This window comes from Vibrio algarum (assembly GCF_028204155.1).
GTDB lineage: Bacteria > Pseudomonadota > Gammaproteobacteria > Enterobacterales > Vibrionaceae > Vibrio > Vibrio algarum.
The window spans coordinates 1,333,212-1,355,691 of sequence record NZ_JAQLOI010000003.1; the positions used below are offsets into that span (position 1 = coordinate 1,333,212).

19 protein-coding genes and 2 pseudogenes are annotated in these 22,480 nt (G+C 39.7%); 15 read left to right on the forward strand and 6 right to left on the reverse strand.

Annotated features, from left to right (window positions below; translation table 11 throughout):
- Positions 1-29 precede the first annotated feature (29 nt).
- Positions 30-2,026 (reverse strand): annotated as a pseudogene (rnb, locus tag PGX00_RS21445) (exoribonuclease II).
- A gap of 376 nt (positions 2,027-2,402) precedes the next feature.
- Here rnb and PGX00_RS21450 point away from each other — a divergent pair.
- Complete coding sequence (locus tag PGX00_RS21450) at positions 2,403-4,280, forward strand: DEAD/DEAH box helicase (protein WP_272140405.1); 1,878 nt, start codon at positions 2,403-2,405, stop codon at positions 4,278-4,280.
- A gap of 63 nt (positions 4,281-4,343) precedes the next feature.
- Here the strand turns inward: PGX00_RS21450 and PGX00_RS21455 are convergent, their stop codons facing one another.
- The gene (locus PGX00_RS21455; protein WP_272140407.1) at positions 4,344-4,997 is read right to left on the reverse strand and encodes a glutathione S-transferase family protein; all 654 of its coding nucleotides are present in this window, start codon (positions 4,995-4,997) and stop codon (positions 4,344-4,346) included.
- Positions 4,998-5,301: 304 nt separating this feature from the next.
- Between PGX00_RS21455 and PGX00_RS21460 the strand changes: the two genes are divergently transcribed.
- From PGX00_RS21460 to PGX00_RS21475, 4 genes are all read left to right on the forward strand, one after another.
- Positions 5,302-6,489 carry an acetate/propionate family kinase gene (locus tag PGX00_RS21460; protein ID WP_272140409.1) on the forward strand — a complete coding sequence of 396 codons (1,188 nt, stop codon included), beginning with the start codon at positions 5,302-5,304 and terminating at the stop codon, positions 6,487-6,489.
- A 164-nt stretch (positions 6,490-6,653) separates the two neighbouring features.
- The gene (locus PGX00_RS21465; protein WP_272140411.1) at positions 6,654-7,958 is read left to right on the forward strand and encodes a sensor domain-containing diguanylate cyclase; all 1,305 of its coding nucleotides are present in this window, start codon (positions 6,654-6,656) and stop codon (positions 7,956-7,958) included.
- A gap of 117 nt (positions 7,959-8,075) precedes the next feature.
- On the forward strand, positions 8,076-8,459 hold the full coding sequence (locus PGX00_RS21470) for a beta C-S lyase family protein (protein ID WP_272140413.1): 384 nt from the start codon (positions 8,076-8,078) through the stop codon (positions 8,457-8,459).
- 117 nt (positions 8,460-8,576) lie between these two features.
- Positions 8,577-9,242, forward strand: a complete 666-nt coding sequence (locus PGX00_RS21475; RefSeq protein WP_272140415.1) for a MalY/PatB family protein — start codon at positions 8,577-8,579, stop codon at positions 9,240-9,242.
- Here PGX00_RS21475 and PGX00_RS21480 read toward each other — a convergent pair.
- Positions 9,210-9,776: a gamma-glutamylcyclotransferase family protein gene (locus tag PGX00_RS21480; RefSeq protein ID WP_272140417.1), complete on the reverse strand. Its 567-nt coding sequence runs from the start codon at positions 9,774-9,776 to the stop codon at positions 9,210-9,212. The two genes, PGX00_RS21475 and PGX00_RS21480, sit on opposite strands and share 33 nt — an antisense overlap.
- Positions 9,777-10,243: 467 nt before the next feature.
- Here PGX00_RS21480 and PGX00_RS21485 point away from each other — a divergent pair, with 467 nt between their 5' ends.
- The 4 genes from PGX00_RS21485 to PGX00_RS21500 all read left to right on the forward strand — a co-directional run bounded on the left by PGX00_RS21485 (position 10,244) and on the right by PGX00_RS21500 (position 14,701).
- The gene (locus PGX00_RS21485) at positions 10,244-12,130 is read left to right on the forward strand and encodes a PTS mannitol transporter subunit IICBA (protein WP_272140419.1); all 1,887 of its coding nucleotides are present in this window, start codon (positions 10,244-10,246) and stop codon (positions 12,128-12,130) included.
- 108 nt (positions 12,131-12,238) lie between these two features.
- Positions 12,239-13,384, forward strand: a complete 1,146-nt coding sequence (locus tag PGX00_RS21490) for a mannitol-1-phosphate 5-dehydrogenase (RefSeq protein WP_272140421.1) — start codon at positions 12,239-12,241, stop codon at positions 13,382-13,384.
- 59 nt (positions 13,385-13,443) lie between these two features.
- A complete protein-coding gene (locus PGX00_RS21495; RefSeq protein ID WP_272140423.1) occupies positions 13,444-13,974 on the forward strand; it encodes an MltR family transcriptional regulator in 531 nt (176 codons plus the stop codon).
- Positions 13,975-14,182: 208 nt separating this feature from the next.
- Positions 14,183-14,701 (forward strand): methylated-DNA--[protein]-cysteine S-methyltransferase, encoded by a 519-nt coding sequence (locus tag PGX00_RS21500; RefSeq protein WP_272140425.1) that lies wholly within the window; start codon positions 14,183-14,185, stop codon positions 14,699-14,701.
- A gap of 20 nt (positions 14,702-14,721) precedes the next feature.
- Here the strand turns inward: PGX00_RS21500 and clcA are convergent.
- Positions 14,722-16,032, reverse strand: a pseudogene (gene clcA, locus PGX00_RS21505) (H(+)/Cl(-) exchange transporter ClcA); the annotation flags it as partial.
- A 460-nt stretch (positions 16,033-16,492) separates the two neighbouring features.
- On the opposite strand from clcA, the gene PGX00_RS21510 reads away from it, so the two are divergent.
- On the forward strand, positions 16,493-17,479 hold the full coding sequence (locus PGX00_RS21510) for a CobW family GTP-binding protein (RefSeq protein WP_272140427.1): 987 nt from the start codon (positions 16,493-16,495) through the stop codon (positions 17,477-17,479).
- Between the two features lie 50 nt (positions 17,480-17,529).
- Here the strand turns inward: PGX00_RS21510 and ylqF are convergent, their stop codons facing one another.
- Positions 17,530-18,474 carry a ribosome biogenesis GTPase YlqF gene (ylqF, locus tag PGX00_RS21515; protein ID WP_272140429.1) on the reverse strand — a complete coding sequence of 315 codons (945 nt, stop codon included), beginning with the start codon at positions 18,472-18,474 and terminating at the stop codon, positions 17,530-17,532.
- A 367-nt stretch (positions 18,475-18,841) separates the two neighbouring features.
- Here ylqF and PGX00_RS21520 point away from each other — a divergent pair, with 367 nt between their 5' ends.
- The 5 genes from PGX00_RS21520 to PGX00_RS21540 all read left to right on the forward strand — a co-directional run bounded on the left by PGX00_RS21520 (position 18,842) and on the right by PGX00_RS21540 (position 22,029).
- Positions 18,842-19,546 (forward strand): VC0807 family protein, encoded by a 705-nt coding sequence (locus PGX00_RS21520; protein ID WP_272140431.1) that lies wholly within the window; start codon positions 18,842-18,844, stop codon positions 19,544-19,546.
- A gap of 140 nt (positions 19,547-19,686) precedes the next feature.
- A complete protein-coding gene (locus PGX00_RS21525; RefSeq protein WP_272140433.1) occupies positions 19,687-20,043 on the forward strand; it encodes a rhodanese-like domain-containing protein in 357 nt (118 codons plus the stop codon).
- A gap of 136 nt (positions 20,044-20,179) precedes the next feature.
- Positions 20,180-20,602 (forward strand): Hsp20/alpha crystallin family protein, encoded by a 423-nt coding sequence (locus tag PGX00_RS21530; protein ID WP_272140435.1) that lies wholly within the window; start codon positions 20,180-20,182, stop codon positions 20,600-20,602.
- A 323-nt stretch (positions 20,603-20,925) separates the two neighbouring features.
- The gene (locus PGX00_RS21535) at positions 20,926-21,663 is read left to right on the forward strand and encodes a substrate-binding periplasmic protein (RefSeq protein ID WP_272140437.1); all 738 of its coding nucleotides are present in this window, start codon (positions 20,926-20,928) and stop codon (positions 21,661-21,663) included.
- Between the two features lie 165 nt (positions 21,664-21,828).
- A complete protein-coding gene (locus PGX00_RS21540; RefSeq protein WP_272140439.1) occupies positions 21,829-22,029 on the forward strand; it encodes a hypothetical protein in 201 nt (66 codons plus the stop codon).
- A 64-nt stretch (positions 22,030-22,093) separates the two neighbouring features.
- Here the strand turns inward: PGX00_RS21540 and PGX00_RS21545 are convergent, their stop codons facing one another.
- Positions 22,094-22,465 (reverse strand): energy transducer TonB, encoded by a 372-nt coding sequence (locus PGX00_RS21545; RefSeq protein ID WP_272140441.1) that lies wholly within the window; start codon positions 22,463-22,465, stop codon positions 22,094-22,096.
- Positions 22,466-22,480 lie beyond the last annotated feature (15 nt).

Consider the following 22,480-nt stretch of genomic DNA (forward strand, 5'->3'; position numbering starts at 1 on the left):
TTGAGCACCTTATTAGAGAGTAAATATTATTACGATTTCGTATTCGGCTCAGATTTTTCTAGTTCGCTAATAGGTTGATAAGGTTTAGCAACAATATTACGGTTTTCTAAATTTACTTCCGTAAGTACTATTTCTAGCACATCGCCAAGCTTGTAAACGTGATCGTTGTCGATAGATACCGTACCTGTGTCACTATTACACTCAATTCTTTCTTTATTCGGCATAATAAGTGATGCTGGTACAAAACCAGTGGCTCCATTTTCTAAAATACGAACACGCATACCAGCTCTATTTATATCAAATATTTCACCTTTGAAGACGGTTTCTTCTTTCGGCTCATTTAGCAGCGTTAGAGCGTATAACCAGTTAGCTATATTTCGTTCTGCGATTTTGTGGTGTTTTCGGTGGATAGCAAGCTCGTCACTAATTTTATCATCGGGTAATTGGGTCGGTTCGCGGTTTAAGATATAGTCTTTCAATAGGCGGTGATTAATCATGTCGCCATATTTTCGAATGGGTGAAGTCCAAGTGGCATAGGTATCGAGGCCCATGGCGAAATGTTCAGACGGCTTATGGCTAAATTCACTAAATGTTTGGTGTTTTCTTAACCTATTATCGAGATAGTTTGTCTCTAGGTTAGACAACCAGCGTCGAAGAGCACTAAAGCCTTCCAATGATGTGAGTTCTTCCGTGCTGAAGTCATTTTCTCCTTCAGCGTTAACCAGTTTAACAATCTCTTTAATTCTTTCAGGCTTAAACCCTGCGTGAGTATTGAAAATACCCGTGTTAAATTGCTTTTTCAGAACGGTACCAGCACATATGTTGGCTGTAATCATCGCTTCTTCCACGAGCCTATTTGCACTTCTACGTTCTTCAGCATGTATCGCAATAACTTCGTTCGTTTCGCTCAGTTCAAAACGATAATCTGGTCGATCTTTGAATACTACTGCGTTGTTTTCTCGCCATGCAGTACGAGCATTAGCGAATTCTGCTAAGGTAAGAAGCACTTCCGAAATTATACTATCTGGTTGCCACCGCTCTGAGGCCGTATTTTCTAACCAGTTAGAGACATTGTTATAACTGAGCCTAGCATGTGATTTTATATTGGCCGCGAAAAATTCTATGTCATCGCCAATAGAGCCATCTGTAGAAATACTGACGCTACAACATAAGACAGGACGTATTGCACCTTCTAAAAGAGAGCAGAGTTCGTCAGCGAGATCTCTTGGTAGCATTGGTATGTTTTTACCGGGTAAATAGATGGTAAACCCCCGAGCTCTTGCTACCTTATCCATGTCATCGTCAGCGCTAATATAGGCTGTTGGGTCCGCAATAGCGATAGTGAGTTTGTACCCACCAGATTCTAGTTTTTCAGCATATAACGCGTCATCCATATCTTTGGTGGATTCGCCATCTATTGTCACAAATGGCACTTCAGTCATATCTATACGCGTAAGATTTGGCTCATCTAATGCCTGCCAGTCTTGTGTGCTTTCTGGTTCTGTATTTGGAAGGTCATTTTCTGCTAAGGTTACCCACCATGGTGCAATCTGGTCATCGGCATCTGTGATTTTTTCACTAATTTCCACAAAAAAACCATTGTCACCTTTAAGTGGATGGCCGGTAAGGTGAGCCACGACCCAGTCTCCTTCTTTTAAGGTTTCCGGGTTAAGTCCTTTTCTTGCTTTCGCTTTTAGAGAGAGCTTTTTGTATTGTTGTTTATCGGGCACTACATTGAGTCGTCCTTTAAAAACTTTACCCGGCCAATGAATCGAGTGAGCCCCTGCTCAATAAGCTGATCTGGTTCGGCGAACTCTTTTTCGTTTTCGTTACGGATCAGTGCAACGACTTTGTCCCCATGTAGGCACTTTTTCATTTGAGGTGGAGGGATAAAAACGCTGTTTTTACTATCGACTTCGAGAAAGCCAAATCCTCGTTCTGTAGCCTTGATCGTGCCTTCTTTCTTAGGGATGTTTTCTTTTATCTGTTGCTTTAGCTGAGCTAATAGGGGGTTATCTTGAAACATTTATTTTCATTCTGCCTGGGTATTCTGTGCTAACTATAATCACAACCACCTATATTTACTACTAGTTGCATTGAATTGACCTTAAACTTTTTGGTGTTTTTTCATCAATAAAGAGACTTATGTCAAGAAAATGACGATTTGATAAACAATTTCACTGAAATTAAATAAAAGTGTGATGGATTTCAATTTTTTCTGGATTTTTGTCCAGAATTGAGGCATTATGCGCCCCCTTAGATATGTCCCTAGCGGCTTGATGCGTTTTTATATACTCAGTGCATCTGAATGGATTTAGTGCGGATGGTTCGTACAACCATTGAAGTATTGGAATTGGAAGAGCACATGGGACCGATGATTTATTTGATAAAGTAGGATCCTAATGCAAGATTCCAATATTCAATTCAGTGACTTAGAGCTGAATGACACCCTATTGTCTGCGCTTAACGAAATGGGTTTCGTTAATCCAACGCCAATTCAAGCTGCATCTATACCATTCCTTTTAGAAGGTCGTGATGCTTTAGGTAAAGCACAAACCGGTACAGGTAAAACTGCCGCGTTTTCACTTCCTGTTCTCAACAAGATTGACTTAAAGCAATACAAACCACAAGCGATTGTACTTGCTCCAACACGTGAGTTGGCTATACAAGTTGCCGCAGAAGTTAAGAACCTTGGTCGTAATATTAAGGGCCTTAAAGTTCTTGAGATTTATGGTGGTGCTTCTATTGTTGATCAAATGCGCGCTCTTAAATCCGGTACTCATATAGTTGTCGGTACGCCTGGGCGTGTACAAGACTTGATCAATCGTGATCGCTTACACCTAGGTGAAGTGAAAACATTCGTACTCGATGAAGCCGATGAAATGCTTAACATGGGTTTTGTGGATGACGTTACTGCTATTATGGAGCATGCTCCTGAAACAGCTCAGCGTGTTTTATTTTCTGCAACTATGCCTCCAATGCTTAAGAGAATCGTTGATCGATTCCTTCGTGATCCAGCGCGTGTTGACGTAGCGGGTAGCAACCATACAGTTGAAAAAGTAGAGCAGCAATTTTGGGTAGTGAAAGGTGTAGAAAAAGACGAAGCAATGACTCGTCTTCTCGAAACTGAAGAAACTGATGCCTCGATTGTGTTCGTTCGTACTCGTCAAGATACTGAACGTTTAGCTGATTACCTGTCTGATCGTGGCTTTAAAGTTTCTGCACTACACGGTGACATTCCGCAGTCTTTGCGTGAGCGTACTGTTGATAATATCAAAAAAGGTGTTATCGATATTTTAGTAGCAACAGATGTTGTTGCTCGTGGACTTGATGTACCTCGTATTACACATGTATTTAACTACGATATTCCATTCGATGTTGAGTCATATATCCACCGTATCGGCCGTACTGGTCGTGCTGGTCGTAAGGGTAAAGCAATTCTACTCGTTCGTACGAACCAAATTCGTATGTTGCGCACTATTGAACGCGTAACAAGATCAAGCATGGAAGAGATTCAACTTCCATTACGTGATCAAGTTGCTGAGTCACGTTTAGCTAAGCTAGGTGCTGAATTAAATAGTGAAAAAGAAAATGCATCTCTAGAAAATTTTGCAGAGTTGGTAGCTAAACTTCAAGAGTCTCTTGAAATCGATGCGACTACATTAGCGGCGATGCTACTAAAACGTGCTCAAGGTAAAACGCCTTTATTCTACAAAGGTCCAGACCCTATGACGGCTGCGATTGAGCGTGAAAAACAACGTCGTAAAGATCGCCGTGATGGTGGGGATCGTGATGGACGCCGTAGCGAAGGCCGTAATTTTGGTGGCGAAAACAAAGATTGGGAAACATACCAATTACAAGTTGGTCGTGATCAAGGCGTTCAGGTTAAAGATATCGTTGGCGCACTAGCTAACGAACTTGGCCTAACAAAAGGTTCTATTGGTGCAATTAAACTTGCTCAAGGTCATACCTTTGTTCAGCTACCAAAAGCAATGAATTCTGACACCACAGGAAAGCTACGTAAGTTACGTATTCGCCAAAAAGAAGTGGGTGCAGTTGTTTGTGACTTCACTGATTTCCGTGAATCACGTGGAGGCCGCGGAAGTGAAGGTGGTCGTCGTGATGGTGGTGGTTACCGTGGAAACCGTGATGGTGCTCGTGGAAACAATCGTGGTGGAAAAGATGGTGAACGTCGTTTTGACCGCAATCGTGGTGGTGATAATCGCGGTAGTTACCGTGGAGAGAAAGCCAACCGTGGTGGCGCTCGCAGCGAAGCATAATTGAATGAAAAGCCGAGCGATGAGCTCGGCTTTTTTGTGCCTGTTTGTTTGTCCTAATTTAAATCATACATCGATACCCGCCTCATCGATTTCAACGATAAGAGTTTCCTTTAACGCCTCATCTATCCACCGGTTAAGGTCTGGATCTGTAAGTACAAAATCCAGATATTGCTGCGCTAAAGGTGATAGCTTAACCTGATAAGTTTTAAATCGCATCACAACAGGAGCGAACATCATGTCGGCTATAGACCATTTCTCGAAGAGCCACCCACACCCACCATCTACCATGTTCATTTGATTTGACCAGATTTGATCGATACGCTGTATATCCTTGAGCGCTTGTTCACTCAGTTCTATAAATCGTGTCGCCCTTATATTCATTGGCATTTCGTTTCGGAGCGCATTAAATCCGGAGTGCATTTCAGCTGAAATGGACCGAGCATAGGCCCTTTCAACAGGGTCCTTAGGTAAGGCTCGTCCATTCATATAGGTTTCGTTGATATACTCACAAATCGCCAATGAATCCCAAACAGTCACTTTGTTATCAACTAACGTGGGTACTTTCGCCGCCGGATTAAACTTGGTGATCTCTCTATAAAATTCGGGTGTATCCAGTGGTAACAATATTTCTTCAAATGTTAATTCGGCTTTATTTACCATTAACCATGCACGTAGTGACCAACTAGAGTAGTTTTTGTTTCCTATGATTAATTGCATATCTTGTCCCTAAGTTTTGCATTAATAAGTGGGAGTATTGCCGTTTTGATTTTATCTGACAACAATTACTTAACATGTGGGCTTCGTCATTAAGAAACTACGTGAATAATTAGGCATAAAATATCAGTTTAATTGCATTAAATTTGATGCTCGTATAAATTTAATATTTGATCTGCGTCAATAAAATCGTCGCCCCTTCAAATTCTCCATCAATAAAAGTTGAAAGATTAAAAAATTATTGAATAATGGTTCGTGGAAAGGGGGCACGTCGGTGCTAAAATAGTCTATAAAGGAAATCTGTCTCATGGCAAATAAGTTTGTGCTTGTAATCAACTCTGGTAGTTCATCTTTGAAATTCGCGGTAATCGACACTATTTCGGGTGAAGCTGTATTGAGTGGTTTAGGCGAATGCTTTGGTTTAGAAGACTCTAGAATGAGTTGGAAATATCAAGGTGAGAAGAAAGAAGTTGCAATCACAGACGAAGGTAATCATCACCAAGCTGCTATCAGTATGCTCGTTGATTTAGTCAATGAATTAGGTTTAACAGAAAACATTGTTTCTGTTGGGCACCGCGTTGTGCATGGTGGGGAAACGTTCACTAAGTCAGTTCTTATTACTGAACAAACAATAAAAGATATTGAAGCAGTTCAGGATTTAGCGCCATTACACAACCCTGCTAACTTGCTTGGTATTCGTGCCGCTTTAGAAGCCTTTCCATCGTTACCTCAAGTTGCCGTGTTTGATACCGCATTTCACCAAACTATGCCTGCTAAAGCGTTTACAGGTGGTATTGCGCACGAGTTGTATGAGAAGTATGCAATTCGTAGATATGGTTTCCACGGAACTAGCCACTTTTACGTTAGTAGAGAAGCGGCAAAAATGTTAGACAAGCCAATAGATAAGGCTAGCTTTATTTCTGTTCACCTTGGAAACGGCGCATCCGTTTGCGTAATTAAAGATGGTCAAAGCGTAGATACCTCAATGGGCTTTACTCCATTAGCTGGGCTAATGATGGGTACGCGAAGTGGTGATCTAGACCCAGGAGTTATTGAATTTCTTTTGAAAAAGGGTTGGACGCAAGACGAAGTCTTCGACACGTTGAACAAAAAATCAGGTTTCTTGGGTGTATCTGGTTTAACAAGTGATGCTAGAGGCATACTTGATGCGATGGAAGAGGGCCACGAAGGGGCAACATTAGCATTTGAAGTATTTACTTATCGTGTTGCCAAATTTATTTCCTCATACATGGTCTGTTTAGACTCGTTAGACGGAATAATTTTCACAGGTGGTATTGGTGAAAACTCTTTACCTATCCGTAGTAAAATTCTTGGTTACCTTAAACTTCTTGGTTATAAGGAAGATAAAGCGGCTAATGAAGCTGCGAGATTTGGCGCAAGTGGCATCATTACAGAAGACGGTGGACCTATCGCTATGGTAATTCCAACCAACGAAGAGTTGGTTATCGCTCAAGATGCGGTGTCGTTAATCTAAAACATTATTTAATATAGATAAAAACAGCGCCAATTAGGCGCTGTTTTTTTCTGCAAAACTGCCGGATATAACAGTTTTCTACTAAAACCCTTACATGTTGGAAATTTAGTCAGTTATAATACGCCGAAATATAAGTGTGTCGTTGCATTAAACTGGTTGGGTATATGGATGTTTTCAACGCTGTTTTCGGTTTCACTGTTTTAGTTAGTATTCTTTTGGTGACATATCATGCAGGTGCATCGAAAGCGATCATGGCAAGTTCATCTCCATTTTTTATGGTGACTGATGAAGGCCAAATTATTTTTATTAATCCTTTACTAAAAGATGATGCATTACTTGGCATTTCTAGCAAAGATATTTCAACACTCCCACCTCAATTTATTTTGTTTATACAAAAACAAACAGGTCTAAACTCTTTCGTTTACGCACATGAATTCAATCACTTAAAACATTCCTATACGTTTATCGGCAAGAGAATGTGGTTTAAAGGGCAGAGGTGTTGGCAGGTCTCGGTAAATTTAAATCTTGTCGATGAATCTAACCGTAATCGCTCACTTGGCAATAAAGCGTTATTACATAATATTATTCAAAACATCCCCGATGCCATTGGGATGATGGACGAAAACTTAGTATATGAAGCGTGTAATCCTGCTTTTGTGAAAGCATTGGGAATAGAGTTACCAGAAGATTTACTAGGACGGACATTAGATCAAGTAGCACCGAAAAATATAGCTGAAAAATTTGCTTATTCTGATAGAAATGTCTTAGAAACGGGAAGAGAGTTTCATATTATTGATGAAGTTACGGATGAGAAAGGTGATAAGCAGTGGATGGAAGCGCGTAAGTTTGCGTATACCGACCAAATTACGAATAGAAAAGGCCTATTTATAATTGCGAGAGATATTACAGAAAGTGAACTGGCTAAAGAAAAACTCAAACAAGCAAAAAATGAATTTAGACGATTAAGCTTAATTGACGGACTTACAGGGGTTGGAAATCGACGATATTTTGATGAAAACTTAGAAGGCCTTTGGCAACTGCATATTGAAAAGCAACAACCGTTAACTATTATGTTTTGCGATATTGATGAATTCAAAAAACTTAACGATATATATGGTCATAGTGAGGGTGACAAGGCTCTGGTCTTGGTGGCGAGTGCATTGGAGCGGTCAGTTTCTGATACAGAGGATAGGGTGTTTAGGATCGGTGGAGAAGAGTTTGCTTTTATATTGTCAGACACGGACAACGATAAGGCTGATCTTGTTGCGAGGCGGATTCACAAGCAAATAGAAGCATTGCAGTTTCGCCATGATGGTTCTTTAATTAAGTCGACTCTTACCATTAGCATCGGTGTTGTAACGATTATTCCACAGATAAAGCATTCAGTGGTAGACATTCTAGAAGAGGTAGATAAGGCGCTTTATCAAGCTAAGTCAAATGGTAAAGACCAAACTGTATACGCAGCATAATTTCAATCACTTCCTATGAAATCTTAGAAATTCCCCAACCGCCCAATAAAATAACTGCATTGTTTAATCATAAGTAGTATAAATAATTCAACATGTTATTAAATTAAGGGCGCTAGGATGGCAAAGTACAATTTTGATAGTTGTATAGATAGAGAAGGGACTAATTCTGCTAAGTGGGAATTTATGAAGAAGATTTCTCCTTATGCAAATGAAAACACGATACCGCTTTGGGTTGCTGATATGGATTTTGCCTGCGCTCCAGAAATTATCGAAGCGATAGCACAGCGTGTTGATGAAAAAATCTTCGGTTATAGTATGGCTGAACCAAGTTATTATGAAAGCGTTCAGAATTGGTTTTTAAAAAATTTGACTGGTCTGTTCGCAGTGAAGATATATTTCTTACTAGTGGTGTTATTCCAGCTCTGGAAACCATTATTCAAGTTTATTCAAAGCAACAAGAGGGGATTATTATTCAGCCCCTGTTTATCACATGTTTGCTAAGGTTATTGAGCGAGCTGGTAGGCAAATTGTCAATAATCCGCTTGTAGAAGACGATGGTGTTTATAGTATTGATTTTGTTGATTTAGAAAAAAAGCAACGAATCCGAATAATACAATTATGTTCTTTTGTAGCCCCCATAATCCAACAGGTAATGTATGGAGCCAAGAGGACTTGTTACGAATTGGACAAATTTGTTTAGATAACAATGTGTTACTCATTAGCGATGAGATTCACTTTGACCTAGTACGTACAGGAGTAAAACACTATCCAATGGCGACATTGTTTCCAAATGCTGACAAAATTATCACTTGTACAGCACCGAGTAAGACCTTTAATTTAGCGGGCTTACACATGTCGAATGTAATTATCGAAAACAAAGATCTTAAAGAGATGTGGGAAGCTAAAGTTGGTTTTTCTATGCCTTCTCCTTTAGGTATCGTTGCGGTAAAAGCGGCTTATAATTTCTGCGAATCATGGCTTGATGAGTTAAAAACGTATATTGATGCGAACTACGCCTTTGCGAAAACCTTCATAGACGAACATATGCCAAAGGCGAGGTTTGTTATTCCTCAGGGTACGTATTTCATATGGTTGGATCTGCGTGAGTATGGCTTAACATCATTGCAATTAGATGATCTCATGATAAAAAAAGCGAATGTACTGCTTGAAGGCGGATCTATGTTTGGTAATGAAGGAAATGGATTCCAACGTATAAATATCGCCTGTACTCGTAAAACTTTGGAGCAAGCACTAATTAGAATAAGCAGAGCTCTTGAGCAGTAAATCGTCTATAAGCTCATGATGCGCGCTTGTAACACCAGCTAGGCGAGTATATTTAGGTTGGTTTCTATCATTTTCTAATGGATGGTGCCAACCTTTAGTATTTTCTACGAAGTGTTGCGCAAAGTTTTCAGAAACCTCCAAGCAACCAGCAATAACGGTGTCCACATAGCTTTGAACTATCGGGATTTCTATCGTTGGAGCTATTATATTTTCAGTTACATATACCCAAATAGTTAATGTTCTATCTATTTCTTCTTCTACGGTTTCTACTTTGTGAGTTTTTACTTCGATCCGTTGGTAGCCTGCTTCCCTTTTATCAAACTCGTTTAATGTATGCTCATCCACTTTTAATAAAACACCGTTAACTTGACCAGAACCAATACTTACTGCGAGAGGTGATAAAAGATAGCTGTCATTTATTAAGGTCCAATGTCTTATTAATCCATGAATAATGACAGGAATGGCAGGGCCGGTTTGTCCGGTTAATCTTCTGGATGATGAGTTAAGTAAGCTTCCGTAGCCAAAAATATACATAATATCTATTGCTCGTGGCGGTATTGTTAATTTACAAAATAGCACATTTAGTTGTAATTAAAAAACAAGTGCAATTATTTAACATAGATTTAACTTGACATAGGTCACATTACATAAGTAAGAGTGTGATTTTGCTCACCTTTATATTCCTGGATTAGATTTATTATGTATACTATGAGATATTGGTCACATAAAAAATTGTAGCTAAGTTTCCAAGAATGAGATCTGAAGCATGTAATTTTTATTGACATTAATAAAATAACTTAAATGTAGTAAAATTACATATCGTTTTCGTGATTTCCATCCCATCAAGTCGCGGTTTGTTGTTATTTTTTGTGTTTAATGTCACGAAAAACCCGTTCCACATCCTAAAGTTAAATTATGTGGTAAATTTATTGTGTCGAAACAATAGTCGGTTTTAGCGAACCGAAACCACAAACTTTTAGAACATCGAACGGGGAACTCTTATGTTATCACCAGAAGCGAAGGTCAAGGTACAAAATTTTGGCCGTTTTCTCTCCAACATGGTAATGCCGAACATTGGTGCATTTATCGCTTGGGGTTTTATTACTGCTCTATTTATTCCAACAGGTTGGATTCCAAACGAGACATTGTCTTCAATGGTTGGTCCAATGATTACTTACTTGCTACCTCTACTAATCGGTTATACCGGTGGTAAAATGGTTGCGGGTGAGCGTGGTGCTGTCGTTGGTGCTGTGACAACAATGGGTGTTATCGTTGGTACAGACATTCCAATGTTCATGGGTGCAATGATTGTTGGTCCATTAGGTGCTGTTGCAATTAAGAAATTCGATGCAGCTGTTCACGGTAAAGTGAAAAGTGGTTTTGAGATGTTAGTTAATAACTTCTCTGCCGGCATCATTGGTATGATTTGTGCGATTCTTGCTTACGTAGTTGTTGGTCCTGCTGTTAAAGCTCTATCTACAGGTATGGCTTCAGGCGTAAACGTGCTGGTTGAAACAGGTATACTACCTCTTACTTCTATTTTTGTTGAACCAGCGAAAATCCTTTTCTTAAACAATGCTATTAACCACGGTATCTTCTCACCACTTGGAATCCAACAAGCAGAAGAAGCTGGTCGTTCTATCTTCTTCCTAATCGAAGCTAACCCAGGTCCTGGTTTAGGTCTTCTATTGGCTTATATGGCATTTGGTAAAGGTGCAGCGAAGCAATCAGCAGCTGGTGCTTCTATCATCCACTTCTTAGGTGGTATTCACGAAATTTATTTCCCATACGTACTGATGAACCCTCGTCTAATCCTTGCAGTTATCGCTGGTGGCGCAACGGGTGTATTCGTAAACGTATTGTTTGATTCTGGTCTTGTATCTCCAGCATCTCCTGGCTCAATCTTCGCAGTATTGTTAATGACGCCGAAAGCCGCGTTTGTTGGTGTGATTCTTTCTGTAATCTCTTCAGCTGCTGTTTCTTTCTTCGTTGCATCTTTACTGATGAAAACTCAAAAGCAAACTGATGATGACGAGTCACTTGAAGAAGCAACAAACCAAATGAAAGACATGAAGTCTTCTTCTAAAGGCGCAGCAGGTGCAGCAATCGACATGGCTGCAGTAACTAAAATCATCGTTGCATGTGATGCAGGTATGGGTTCAAGTGCGATGGGTGCGAGTCTTCTTCGTAAAAAAGTTGAAGCAGCAAACCTTAATATCGACGTAACAAACCTAGCAATTAATAACTTGCCACAAGATGTAGATATTGTTGTTACACACAAAGATTTGACTGATAGAGCTCGTAACCATGCAGGCTCTGCTAAGCACATCTCACTATCTAACTTCTTAGATAATGCACTATATGACAACTTGGTTGCTGAGCTAGTAGCGGCTCAAGAGGGCGCTGTAAAAAAGCCTGATGCACCAGTAAACGCAGACTCTAGTGAAGATGGAACGCTAAAGTTAACAACTGAGAACATCTTTTTAGGAATGGAAGCATCAACTAAAGAAGAAGTAATCAAGTTTGCTGGTGAACAACTTGTAAAATTAGGAAATGTAGCACCTGAATATGTTGCTGGCATGCTAGCTCGTGAAGAATTAGTGTCGACTTACTTAGGTGAATCAATCGCTGTTCCACACGGTACGATTGAAGCGAAGCAATATGTTAAAAAGACAGGCATCGTGTTTTGTCAATTCCCACAGGGTATTCAGTGGGGTGAAGATGAAGATGATGTAGCAATAATGGTAATTGGTATTGCGGCTCAGGGTGACGAACATATACAGGTTATCACGGCCATTACGAATTCACTTGATGACGAAGAAGCGATTGAATGTTTGAAGACAACATCAAATCCGGATGATGTTCTTCGAATCCTAAACGGGAAATAATCCTTCGGAGTTATAGCTCCTAAGCGAAGTGAATGAGGTCGGCCTTGGCCCCCCTAGGTCGACCTCAATTTTGATTTTACTAACTTTTATTTTTTTGGAATACACATTATGAAAGCACTACATTTTGGCGCAGGTAATATAGGTCGTGGTTTTATTGGTAAGTTATTAGCAGATGCAGGCGTTGAAGTTACATTTGCCGATGTTAATGAAGAAGTCGTAAACGCTTTAATCGAAAGAAAAGAGTATCCGGTTAAGGTTGTAGGGGCCGACTGTAAAGTAGAAACTGTTTCTGGAGTTACCGCGCTTAACTCAACTAGCCCTGAAATTATCGATGCAATCGTAAGCTCTGATATCGTAACCACAGCAGTTGGTCCAACTGTTTTAAAAATCATAGCGGGTACGGTTGCACAAGCTTTAGAAAAACGTATCGATATGGGTATAACCTCACCGCTTAACATCATTGCATGTGAAAACATGGTTCGTGGTACTTCACAGTTAAAAGAAGCGGTATTTGAAAAACTTAGCGATGAATTAAAACCTCAAGTTGAAGAATTGGTTGGTTTTGTTGATTCTGCCGTTGACCGTATAGTTCCACCTGCTGAAGAAGGTGAAACCGATCTTTTAGCAGTGACAGTAGAAACATTCAGCGAATGGATTGTTGATGAAACTCAGTTCAAAGGTGAAATTCCTGATATCCCAGGAATGGAACGCACAGACAATTTGATGGCATTTGTTGAACGTAAATTGTTCACTCTGAATACGGGTCACTGTGTTACCGCTTACTTAGGTTGTCTTGCTGGTTTGAACACTATTCGTGAAGCGATTGAAGATCCGGCAATTAGAGCAGAAGTGAAGCAAGCTATGGAAGAGAGCGGTGAAGTTCTTATTCGTCGCTACCAATTTGATCCTGCTGCTCATGCTGCATATATCGAAAAAATCTTAGGACGTTTTGCTAATCCTTATCTTATAGATGAAGTTGACCGTGTAGGTCGTCAGCCGATTCGTAAGCTTGGGGCGGGTGATCGTTTAATAAAACCACTCCTAGGTACCATTGAATACGGCATTGAAAACAAAACTTTGCTTAAAGGGGTTGCAGCAGCGCTTAAATACACTAATAATTCAGACCCCCAAGCTGAAGAGCTGCAAGCATCACTAAGTGATGAGGGTGTGAAGGCAACTCTTGCTAAGTATACTGGCCTCGATATCGCGGGAAGTGAAATAGCCCAAATCGAAACGATGTATGCTCAGCTTTAAGTAATAATGCAAGGGAGAGCGGTTGCTCTTCCTTGCGTTACACGTAGTTAAGATAAAATATGTCAGACACAGTAGATGAAACAGAAGTAATTGAAAAACTAAACAGTACCACATCGGTAAGGGCTTTTATTGTCGTTGCAGTAAGTGTGTTCAATGAAGCGGTTGAAGGGCTCATGCAACGTATCTTTAGAAAAGATAACTTTGCAGTGCAATCTGTTGTGGGACCACTTCTTCAAGATACAGGGCCGTTGGGTGACGTTAGTGTAAGGCTTAAGCTGTTATTTGGCTTAGGAGTTATACCCGATGCGATATATCATGACATTGAAGACATCATTAAGCTTCAGAACAAGCTTAACGCCGATTTATCTGATCTTGAATTTACTACTCCTGATGTTTTAGAGTCGATTCAAAAGCTAAGGCTTATCCAAAAAATGGGAACGGTACAGTTCGAAATAATGGAGCCAGATGGTGATGTAGGTCTTGAGTTTTATCAGTTACAACAAATGAGACAACAACAAGTTATCAAATCTAGTCTTGCGCTTGCTATTGTTGAAATATGTCATGAATTAAATAAGGATAGTCCTTTCTAATCTAACGCCAGTACGACTAGAAAGGACATCAAACAATTTTTTACTATTCTCTTCCCCTTTACCTTATCGATTTTACACTTCATTAATTTAGTCTCCTTATTGATTATATACTCACTCATTATGTTGGCATGTATAAACATACAGTACTATGATTTGCTGAGTTACTCGTGTGTGAGTATCCGATTCTGCGAAAGAAAAAAGGTTTTGTATGAAGTTTATCGAAATTCAATATTATAAATCTCCGTTTGGAGAACTCATTTTAGGTAGTTACGACGAGCAACTTTGTATCTGTGATTGGCGTTACCGGAAAATGCGAAGTGCCATCGATAAAAGAATTACCAGTAAGCTTCAAGCTCAATATTTGGAAAAAGACAATGTTGTTTTGCAGACGGTACGAAATCAATTAGAGCAGTTTTTTAATTCAGAAAGGCGTGATTTTGACTTACCGTTACTATTTGTTGGCACCGATTTTCAACAAAAGGTTTGGCAGCAACTTGCCTTGGTTCCGTTTGGTAATACTTCAACCTATTTAGAGCTTGCCCAAGGGATTGGTCATGAAAATGCAGTTAGAGCGGTTGCAAATGCAAATGGAGCTAATGCACTGTCCATTATCATACCTTGCCACCGTATTATCGGCAGTAACGGACAGCTTGTTGGGTATGCTGGTGGACTAGAGGCTAAAAAGAAGCTGCTCATGCTAGAACAAGATATGTTCGCGCCACTATAGTCTTTTTAGCATTTAAGATATCAGATCTTCCAGTTTTTATGTTTTAGTTCTAATAGAGATGCATATAAAGGTTGACCGCCTATAGCTTGAGCGATGAATGTCGCACCAAAACAGGTCACCATTATAGGCAGTATTAGTTGGTAATTATTGGAAATTTCAACAACTAAGACAACGCCTGTTAGCGGAGTTCGTAGGCTAGCTGCTATTAGTGCCCCCATTCCTGCAACGGCATAGATAGCGGCATCAGTTGAATAATTTGGGATAATATCGAGTATCAGTACTCCATAGGTTAACCCTAAAAAAGTACCCAACGTTAGAATTGGCGCGAATATCCCACCAGGTGCGCCAGTACCAAAACAAGCGATCGTACCCAACATACGTAAAACAAAAAACAGCGTCATGACCAACCATGGTGTTGGTGTCGAAAACAACTGTGCGATAGCAGGTAAGCTGCCACCTGATAAAATTGGGTAAGTAACATGGAGTACAGAAAATATTGCCCCGAACAACGCACCCGTCAAAACTAAACGTGTGAGGTTGGTTCCGTGGTAGTTTTTAAACCAACTCGTGGCTAGTAGTATCCATTTATTAAAATAGACACCCACGATACCGAAGATCATACCTAGTATTGCAAATGTTGGTAATGAACTTAAAGCAGGCGTACCAAAACTTGGTATCAGTAGTATGGCATTCTGGCCGTTAAGGTATTCCATAACGATAGTTGCGGCAATGACGGATAATGTGACACATTTAATTGAAGTGAAATTGTAGGTGAACTGTCTACGCATTTCTTCATTTACAAACAGTATGGCTGCTAATGGTGTGTTGAATGCAGCTGCAATTCCGGCTGCAGACCCAGCTGCAATAAGGATGTGTTGAGCATGTTCAAATTTACTCGCTTTGCTAGCGATCATTCTACCGACAGCCCCACCGAGCTGAATGGAAGGGCCCCCACGGCCTAAAATCATACCAGACCCTATAGTTAACGTTGCTGCAACGAATTTTACCGGTAAAACGCGATGCCAACGAATATCGTGTTCACCCACAAGGGCACCTTCGATATGAGGAATGCCACTGCCTTCTGCTTCAGGAGCGAATCGATAGGTTAACCAGAAGCCAAGCGCGGCCATAACGGCTCCACTAAACACAATGATAGAGGCCTGCATGAGAAACTCATCAGGCGCTTCTATATCAATGAGAGAGATACGAAATTCAAGGATCCAATTTATAAAAATGTTGAAGTAGGAAACGATGATACCTGCTAACGTTCCGACAATTCCAGAAAGCAGTACTACGGAAAAATAGTCACTTTGGTTTGAAAAAAATTTGGAATAAGCAGTGGCCGCGACAGTTTTGCCATAATTAAAGGTTTATCTCTTTTGTTAGCTATTGATTAGTATACTGTAACAGCATGCAAGGTGCGCAATAGTACCATATCTCGAAAGCTAACTTATGAACTAGTAGACCATAAAAATGCACACTGACATCACATTTTTGTAGTTTTCACCTACGCTTTCTTGCGTTTTTTGTGAAATCGACCAAACTTAAGTTGTAAGACAAGAGTTACCCAATCACATGGAGGCAATTGAAGTCTTGCATACAATTTGAGTGAAACAATAGAACAATATTTAGTCCTCGTAATCAATTGGAATACTTAAGTTAGTATATCCATTACGCATACTCACGAGTGAGTCACGAGGTGTTGAAGGCGTACGAAAGGTTGTACGCCTTTTTGCATTTTATAATCTTGTCATATCCCCTATACTCCTTTCTCTCATATAGGAGTAGCCCATGTCTAAACGCGTCCCAACAAATATAATCACTGGTTTTTTAGGTACAGGAAAAACAACCGCTATTTTAAATTTGCTCAAACGAAAGCCTAGTAATGAATCTTGGGCTGTATTAGTGAATGAATTTGGTGAAATAGGCATAGATGGTGCGATTTTAAGTGACAGTGGGGCACTTATCAAAGAGGTTCCCGGTGGTTGTATGTGTTGTACCGCAGGCGTCCCTATGTCTGTTGGTATAAATGCGTTACTACGAATGAGGCCGGATAGGTTACTAATCGAACCTACCGGTCTTGGTCACCCTAAACAGGTCGTTGCGACATTGACGTCTGCACAATATCAAAATTATGTCGATCTAAAAGCAACTATTGCGCTTGTTGATCCTCGCTATTTTTCAGACGACCGTTATACGACTAACCAGAATTTTAATGATCAACTGGCTAGCGCAGATATTGTCGTTGGAAATAAAGTAGACCAAATTTCTGAAGACGATATAGCGGCATTTAATCACTGGCTTGCTCAACAAGTACCAAGAAAAATCGCAGATACATTGACTCATCATGGTGAGTTTGAACTCTCGTTACTCGATCTCGAACGAAACGGTGCGACAGCGTCAGCTCAGATTGAAGCTCATCATCATGAGCATGCGAGCTTAGAGCCTCAATTTGAAATCCCTCCAGGAGCCCAATATATACGCAAAGAAAATACGGGGCAGGGATACCATAGCTGTGGTTGGCTTTTTGGTGCTGAAATAACGTTCAATTTCGATGGAATGTTTTCTATGCTAACAGCATTGACTGCAGAGCGAGTGAAGGGTGTGGTGAATACTGACAAAGGTTGTTTTGCTTATAATGTCTCAAATGGCGTAGTTTCAGTAAATGAGCTTACATTGAGTGGTTTTGAAAGCCGTATTGAAGTGATTGATAGCGCTTTGCTACCTTGGGACGAATTAGAAAAGGTGCTGTTTGGTCTTTCAGATATTGACGACTAACTGGAAAAAGTTGATCACATGATGAATGTGATCAACTTTTCAAGAATTGCTTATCGTTTGTTACGTAAATAGCGTTTACGACGTTCTTCTTTTTTCTTTATTTGCGCTTCTTGTTTTCTTGCGGTTTCTATTTCCACATCAATGAGCTCTTGGGTGATCATTTCTGGTAACTCTAGGGTGATCTGGCCTAAAGTACCATTACGCAGTTCATGCAATAATATCTCGGACGCTTTGTGAAGGTCTACTCGACCGCCTGAACGTAAGCAACCGCGTTTTGACCCAATGGCTTCCATCAACTCTATTTCACTATCTGACAGCTCGTCTAATTGGTAACGCTCTTTCAGAAGGTTCGGGTATTGCTTCGCTAGATATTCGACGGTATAAAACGCGACTTCTTCATATTCCATTGCCGTGTCTTTGACTGCTCCGGTTGCGGCAAGACGAAATCCACTGTGTGGGTTCTCTACTTTTGGCCACAAAATTCCAGGAGTGTCCGATAGGACGATACCATTTTGTAAGTTAATTCTTTGTTGGCGGCGAGTTACAGCGGGTTGGTTGCCTGTTTGGGCAATAGTTCTGCCAGCCAAGGTATTTATAATGGTGGATTTTCCTACATTGGGAATCCCCATGATCATGGTTCGGATATTCTTACCCATATCTTCGCGGTGAGGAGCCAATTTGCGGCACAATTCCATGATCTTGAGTACTTCCTGAGGGTTAGACGTAGTAATAGCCATCGCCTTAACACCTTGCTCCTTTTCGAAGTGATCAATCCAAAGTTGAGTGAGTTCTGGATCAGACAAGTCTCTTTTATTCAAAACTTTAACACAAGGCTTATCTCCTCGTAGTGTCGAGATCAATGGGTTTTCACTACTAAATGGAATACGAGCATCAAGAACTTCAATAATGACATCGATTTGAGGAATGACTTCTTCAATTTCTTTACGAGCTTTGTGCATATGGCCCGGAAACCATTGAATTGCGTTGTTAACCATTTGATTAATATACCTTAATATTGGGTTCTGTTTTTGTGGGTTATAAAATGGGGAACATATAAATACGTTTAATTAATAGGGGAAAGCGCCCTGAAGTATGTGCAGACCCGTTACCACAACAAGTTTTGATGTGAGGATCTTAACATTTTATTAGGTGAGCGGGAACATTATAAAATAGCAATAAGACTCTATAGTGAATGGGTTGAAGTCGTCCGGACATGATTCAATTTAACGGCTCATGTCCAGAAGCCTAAAACAATTCAAACATCAATTCTTACATAAAGGGTAAGTAGAAACCTATCTAACTATTTTATCATTCGATACAATTAATCATAAGCATTTTAACTTTAGCTGGTACAACAGAATAATGAATAGTTCACCGACATATAAATCTCGCCCGATGGTCGACCTTTTGGTCAGCATTGCTTTACCTGCGTTTATCCTAATGAAATTAAGTGGTGAAAATGAACTGGGCCCGAGTGGTGGATTGATAGTGGCTCTTGCCTTTCCCATAGGATGGGGACTCTTTGAATTAATAAAATATAGAAAATTTAATTTTATTGCTTTATTGGGATTGGTTAATGTTTTACTGACTGGCGGTATAGGTCTGCTTGAGCTTGATAACAAATGGTTAGCGATTAAAGAAGCCGCTGTTCCTGCGGTGATAGGTGTTGCCGTTTTAGTCTCCACTTTTACTTCATCTCCTTTGGTAAAAACGTTGCTTTTCAACCCAAGCATTATGGATGTGGAAACCATCATACAGCGCTTGCAGCAACGTAAAAGTATTGTTGCTTTTGAGAGCCGTTTGATGACCGCTACGTATCTTATTGCTTGCTCTTTTGCTTTTTCAGCGACGATGAATTACATACTGGCTAAATGGATTGTTACGAGCCCTGCTGGTACCGCAGCGTTCAATGCCGAGCTCGGTCAATTGACTTTGTATAGCTACCCAATGATTGCTCTACCATCAACAGCAATGCTGCTAGGTGTATTCTACTATTTATGGCGTACTATTCATGATTTAACCGGGCTTGAATTAGACCAAGTGCTCGCGAAGAAATTCCAAAAGTAGACTCGATCAGGGGCGACGGTAATTCAATATTTCGCTCTAGCTATCACATAACTCTCGTTTAAATAAATATTAGCGGTTGCTAATTTACATGTGTACAATGCTAACTAGACCATTACTTGAACTATTTAGAGGTACAGACGATGAATGAACAATGGCTACTGATTATCGGACTATTCGCTCTGTTTTTCTTTTACCGAAGATTTAAAGCGAATAAGGTGAAAGAACAGCTAGCAATGTTGAATATAGAAGAAACGCAATTGCTTGACGTGAGAACAGAGGCTGAGTTTGCTGGATTCAATGTTCCAGATAGTTTAAATATACCAGTGCAATCGTTGATTACGGGCAATACTAAAGGGTTAAACAAAAATAAAACTTTACTTGTTTTCTGTGCATCTGGTATGCGTTCAAGCAGCGCATGTGTTTGGCTTAAAAAACAGGGATACAACGTGATTAATGCTGGTACCGTTGGCAATGTTATTCAACATGTGAAGCCGTAGGTAGACGGCTGCTTTTTTGAGTTACTTTCCACTTTTATTTCTAATTTGATCGAAATCAAGCACAGTGACAATTAGATTCTAGTTGCTACCAATTGAGCTAAGCTTATTAGTGGGAATAGTCGACATGGAGGTTATTATGAGCGTAATTCCTGGTGACTCTTGGAGGGATTTCAGCCAAATGTTCGATCATACATTTCCAGCGATGAGACCAAAATGGGAAGCTGGTGTATTTTCACCCAAAGTTGATATCTTGGATAAAGAAACAGCATTTGAGATCATTGCTGACCTTCCAGGAGTGGATAAGAAAGACATTTCTATTACTTATGAAGATGGGATGCTAACACTGTCAGCATCAACAATTCAAAGTGACGAAGATACTGACAATGACAAAGTCATTCACAAAGAACGCTATGAAGGTAAAATAGTTCGTAGCTTTACATTGAGTGACAACGTTCAGCCTCAGGATATCTATGCTGAATTCACAGACGGAGTTCTTGTTGTGGTGGTTCCTAAGGTCGAACCAACCAAATCAGAACCCAAACATATTGAAATCAGTTAATTCTAAAGGTCTAGAAACGTTCTAGGCCTTTTTTAATATTACAGGGTACAACCTGATCATTGAATTAATAATCCCGGCGAAGCAATGATTCTATTTTCATGTTAACAACACCATTATTTCAGTTATTCAAGGCATAAAAAGGATTAAAGTAAAACGTTTCTGTGTTTATGACTATATAGATTGAACGATTTCCTAAAATTCGAGCGAAGGTATTGATAAAGCGCATCTTAATGACCAAAGTCATTTGATCTACTTGGAGGGTTGTATAAACTATAGTTTCATCAATACTCATCTATTTATGCCAAAGGAATGCAATAAAAATTATGCGAATTAATTTTAAATTGGCCCTCATAATATTGGCTTCTACTTTATCTAACATTAGCGTAGCCGATACGTTACGCGTAATGCTCCATACAGGTTCTTTTCCGCCATACTTTTTTGATGAAGGAGACGATCGAACTGGGACAATAAAAGACATATTCAAAGCCTTATCTCAGGAAACAGGAGATACTATAGAGTATGTGCGGGTTCCCTTTAATCGTGCCCTTTATCTATTTGAAACTGGCGAAATTCATATAGAACCAATGACTAATCCAGCCTACCGAGGAGATTCTAGTGTACCCGGCATATATAGTGTCCCTTTTGTTGTTGCTGACGAAGTTCTTCTGTTTAATAAAGAAGCTTACAAACAAGTAAATTCTCAGGAAGATTTATTTGGGCAAACAATAGGTGTTGTAAAAGGATACTATTATCCGAAATATTCACCTTACGTTGAAGATGGACGTATTGGTGCTTATCCTGTAAAAAATGAAAATAAGTTAATCCAACTATTAGTTGCGGGTCGCCTTTCTCAGGCTCTCATCAACAAAGACTTCGCCTTATATCAGATTAAGCATCAGAATTTACAAGGTAAAATAGTTTTAAGTAAGCCTTATGATTCATTAGATATGATGATACGTTTTCATCCAACAAAGGAAGAGGCGGTTAGTCGATTCAATAAGGCGATTGGTAAACTTAAAGAAGAAGGCTCTATTGAAGCGATTTACGATAAATATCGTTAATGTATTTACTATCGTGCCTATCAGGTTGTTTCACTGTTACTCAGTGGCTCTTCAATGTTTATGACATTAATAAAATAAAATTGACATGGAATTGGCATCTTTCGATATAGGCTAATTTATAATCTAATACTCTATATTTTGTAACACACCATGATGAGGTTTTATATGAAGAGATTTTTAGTTGCTGTTTCTGCTGTTACCCTTGGTTTATTCGCATTAGTATTTAGCTTGTTGATGGCGATCCCATTGATGATTATGGCATTTATAACTGGTAAAAAACTGCAGAAAGACTTCAATAAATCAAGTTTTAACGCAGGGCAAGAAAGGGTTATCGAAGGGGAATACAAGGATATTTCAAGCAAATAATTCTAATGGTTACTAACATGAGTAAATTTGGTTTGGTTGTTACGAGCATTTGCCATCAGGAAAATTAGTCATCAGGAACAATCGTCATATGAACGTTCTGGACTTTTTTACGCGTTCTTTCGGACAAAAAATCGACTCTAAATGGTTGAGCTTGTTCAATAGCTACTCTTCCGTAATGCTCTAGTTCTGGTTCTCCGGAGCTTTCTATCAATTGAATATCTAAAACCTCCCCGTTATTGCTTAGTGATACGTTAAATGTAACTAAGTGACCAAAACACTCTTCACATAAATAGAGCCTTTTCTTAACGGATGTACGGGCAAGTTCACTCCATAAGCTCAACTCGGATTTCTCTTGGTTTGATAGCGGTATTGGGACTACCTCAGTAGAGAAAGAGTGAAATGCAATCGACATCAATAACAGTATTGCAACTCGCATGTCTTCCTCATTAAT

Bases quoted from the DNA above. Each gene is read 5' to 3' on its own strand.
- PGX00_RS21450 (WP_272140405.1), top strand. From the start codon at position 2,403: ATGCAAGATTCCAATATTCAATTCAGTGACTTAGAGCTGAATGACACC.
- PGX00_RS21455 (WP_272140407.1), bottom strand. From the start codon at position 4,997: ATGCAATTAATCATAGGAAACAAAAACTACTCTAGTTGGTCACTACGT.
- PGX00_RS21460 (WP_272140409.1), top strand. From the start codon at position 5,302: ATGGCAAATAAGTTTGTGCTTGTAATCAACTCTGGTAGTTCATCTTTG.
- PGX00_RS21465 (WP_272140411.1), top strand. From the start codon at position 6,654: ATGGATGTTTTCAACGCTGTTTTCGGTTTCACTGTTTTAGTTAGTATT.
- PGX00_RS21470 (WP_272140413.1), top strand. From the start codon at position 8,076: ATGGCAAAGTACAATTTTGATAGTTGTATAGATAGAGAAGGGACTAAT.
- PGX00_RS21475 (WP_272140415.1), top strand. From the start codon at position 8,577: ATGTTCTTTTGTAGCCCCCATAATCCAACAGGTAATGTATGGAGCCAA.
- PGX00_RS21480 (WP_272140417.1), bottom strand. From the start codon at position 9,776: ATGTATATTTTTGGCTACGGAAGCTTACTTAACTCATCATCCAGAAGA.
- PGX00_RS21485 (WP_272140419.1), top strand. From the start codon at position 10,244: ATGTTATCACCAGAAGCGAAGGTCAAGGTACAAAATTTTGGCCGTTTT.
- PGX00_RS21490 (WP_272140421.1), top strand. From the start codon at position 12,239: ATGAAAGCACTACATTTTGGCGCAGGTAATATAGGTCGTGGTTTTATT.
- PGX00_RS21495 (WP_272140423.1), top strand. From the start codon at position 13,444: ATGTCAGACACAGTAGATGAAACAGAAGTAATTGAAAAACTAAACAGT.
- PGX00_RS21500 (WP_272140425.1), top strand. From the start codon at position 14,183: ATGAAGTTTATCGAAATTCAATATTATAAATCTCCGTTTGGAGAACTC.
- PGX00_RS21510 (WP_272140427.1), top strand. From the start codon at position 16,493: ATGTCTAAACGCGTCCCAACAAATATAATCACTGGTTTTTTAGGTACA.
- ylqF (WP_272140429.1), bottom strand. From the start codon at position 18,474: ATGGTTAACAACGCAATTCAATGGTTTCCGGGCCATATGCACAAAGCT.
- PGX00_RS21520 (WP_272140431.1), top strand. From the start codon at position 18,842: ATGAATAGTTCACCGACATATAAATCTCGCCCGATGGTCGACCTTTTG.
- PGX00_RS21525 (WP_272140433.1), top strand. From the start codon at position 19,687: ATGAATGAACAATGGCTACTGATTATCGGACTATTCGCTCTGTTTTTC.
- PGX00_RS21530 (WP_272140435.1), top strand. From the start codon at position 20,180: ATGAGCGTAATTCCTGGTGACTCTTGGAGGGATTTCAGCCAAATGTTC.
- PGX00_RS21535 (WP_272140437.1), top strand. From the start codon at position 20,926: ATGCGAATTAATTTTAAATTGGCCCTCATAATATTGGCTTCTACTTTA.
- PGX00_RS21540 (WP_272140439.1), top strand. From the start codon at position 21,829: ATGAAGAGATTTTTAGTTGCTGTTTCTGCTGTTACCCTTGGTTTATTC.
- PGX00_RS21545 (WP_272140441.1), bottom strand. From the start codon at position 22,465: ATGCGAGTTGCAATACTGTTATTGATGTCGATTGCATTTCACTCTTTC.